Origin of the sequence: Nosocomiicoccus massiliensis (assembly GCF_000438455.1) — a bacterium.
Classification (GTDB): Bacteria; Bacillota; Bacilli; order Staphylococcales; family Salinicoccaceae; genus Nosocomiicoccus; species Nosocomiicoccus massiliensis.
The window spans coordinates 1-2,082 of record NZ_CAVG010000024.1 but is presented as its reverse complement, the minus strand read 5'-3'; the positions used below and the strand labels follow the sequence as shown (position 1 = coordinate 2,082).

Here is a 2,082-nt window from a genome sequence, read left to right as displayed (position 1 = left end):
GGAGACGGTAATGTCTATTACTTTAGTTAGTTAAAAGATTAACGAAGAAATGTAGAAGGTGAAAATTATGTCAAAGTCACGTACATATGATGTGACAATAAAAAGTTTTAATAAAAAAGGTCAAGGAGTTACGAAGTATCGTAGAGATGATTGGGAAGGTAAAGGTAAGAATTTACGTTTAACAATCCCTCGTACAATTCCTGGAGAAGTGGTTCGTGTTGAAGTGCCAAATGCTATGAACCGTAAAAGTGCATTTACGCGTCCAATTGAAATTATAAAAAAAGATGAAAACCGTATCGACGCACCGTGTAAATATTTTGATATATGTGGTGGATGTCAGTGGCAACATTTTGATTATAATGCGCAACTAAAAGTAAAAGAAAATGCGGTTAAAATGCATATAGAAAACAATGGTTTCGACCCTTCAGCGATTCGTCCAATTATCGGTGCAGAAAATATGTGGCGCTATCGTAACAAAATGGAGTTTACTTTTGGTAGTAGCGGTGAACTAGGTCTCCATGAAATGGACAACTTTAGAAATATTATCGACCTTGATTCATGTTTAATTGCCGGTAGTGAGACTGAAAAAGTGATGAATATCGTCTCAGAGTGGGCAAAACAAAGTGGTATTAAAACGTACAACAAAGATACGAAAGAAGGAATTTTACGTTACTTAATGGTGCGTGAATCTCAACATACAGGAGAAGTTATGTGTGCGATATTTGCTGCAGATGATCCAGAGCCGTATGAAGAAGAAATTAATAAACTATTAAAAACTTTAGTATCTGAAATAGAAAATATCGAAAGTATTACGTGGTCAAAAAATACGGATTTAGCTGATATGACACAATCAGAACGCACCGTCGTCTTACACGGTAGAGATTATATTCACGATGAAATGTACGGATTTAACTACCGTCTATGGTTTGATACGTTCTTCCAAACAAATCCAAGACAAGCTGAAAAATTAGTAGATCTTGCGATAGAATTTGCAAATCCAACGAAAGACCAGTCGATGATTGACTTATTCTGTGGAGTAGGAACGTTCTCATTACCATTTGCAACGCGTGTGAAAAGACTCGCTGGAATTGAAATAGTCGAGACTTCTATAGAATCAGCGAAACAAAACGCTGAAGATAACGATGTTACTAATACTTATTTCCTCGCAAAAGACGCTAGACGCGGTATCGACGAAGTGCTAGAAAACTGGGGTAGACCAGACGTCATCATGCTCGACCCACCACGATCAGGTGCAGGTGGAAAAGTAATGCGTAGAATCGGGCGTCTACAAACAGATAGAGTAGTATACGTTTCATGTAACCCAGAAACATTCGCAAAAGATATCACATGGCTCAGAGACTTTGGCTATGAACTAAAAATCGTACAACCTGTAGATTTATTCCCGCATACAGTGCATGTTGAGTTGGTGGCGTTATTGTCTAGGGTGGATGAATAGGAAGAGTTGAAGTGGTGGTAGCATAAGGTTTTCCTGTGGTTTTGGAGAATATCCAAAAGAAGAGTTTAAACATTATGTAGTGAAGGAAGAATTGAAGAAACGAAGGATAGCACACATTAGTAAAAATGGACAGAGGCGAAATTACAGTAGCAATCACAGTTTGGCTCAGATAGTATTTTGTGAAAACTGCGGGGAAATATTTAGAAGAGTCCATTGGAATAACCGTGGGAAGAGGTCAATCGTTTGGCGGTGCGTCAGTAGGCTTGAAAATAAAGGAGTGTTTTGTGATGCGCGAACAGTTAGAGAAGATGACTTAAAGCAAGCAGTTATCCAAGCGATAAATGTTGTTGTTGATAATATTTATAAACGAAGAGAAGAAAAGCAACGACTTTAGATAGAGATTGCAGAACAAGATAATGGAAGAGAGCGACTGGAGCAAATAGTGGCTTCACTGAAAGAACAAACATGTGAGCTAGAAATCTATGATGAGCAGCTTGTCAAGCGGATGATTGAAAAGATTACTGTCCACCCTGAGAAATTGGAGGTAGAATTTAAGTCTGAAATGATTGTTGAAGTGAAAAAATAATATAAGTGTTTAATTAGCCTACCTTAATGATGTGCTACCC

At 37.8% G+C, this 2,082-nt stretch carries 3 protein-coding genes; all 3 read left to right on the top strand.

Annotated elements, in window-relative coordinates; all coding sequences use genetic code 11:
* Nucleotides 1-67 precede the first annotated feature (67 nt).
* The 3 genes from rlmD to TJ68_RS08320 all read left to right on the top strand — a co-directional run bounded on the left by rlmD (nucleotide 68) and on the right by TJ68_RS08320 (nucleotide 2,042).
* Entirely contained in the window at nucleotides 68-1,456 is a 1,389-nt protein-coding gene (rlmD, locus tag TJ68_RS01065; RefSeq protein ID WP_040928271.1) for a 23S rRNA (uracil(1939)-C(5))-methyltransferase RlmD, read from the top strand.
* A 79-nt stretch (nucleotides 1,457-1,535) separates the two neighbouring features.
* Nucleotides 1,536-1,850, top strand: coding sequence for a recombinase zinc ribbon domain-containing protein (locus tag TJ68_RS08565; RefSeq protein WP_052327234.1), 315 nt, complete (start codon nucleotides 1,536-1,538; stop codon nucleotides 1,848-1,850).
* A 48-nt stretch (nucleotides 1,851-1,898) separates the two neighbouring features.
* Nucleotides 1,899-2,042 (top strand): hypothetical protein, encoded by a 144-nt coding sequence (locus TJ68_RS08320; protein WP_155974666.1) that lies wholly within the window; start codon nucleotides 1,899-1,901, stop codon nucleotides 2,040-2,042.
* The last annotated feature ends 40 nt before the right edge of the window (nucleotides 2,043-2,082 follow it).

Excerpts from the sequence above, each read along its gene's own strand:
- rlmD (WP_040928271.1), top strand. The coding sequence starts at position 68 with ATGTCAAAGTCACGTACATATGATGTGACAATAAAAAGTTTTAATAAA.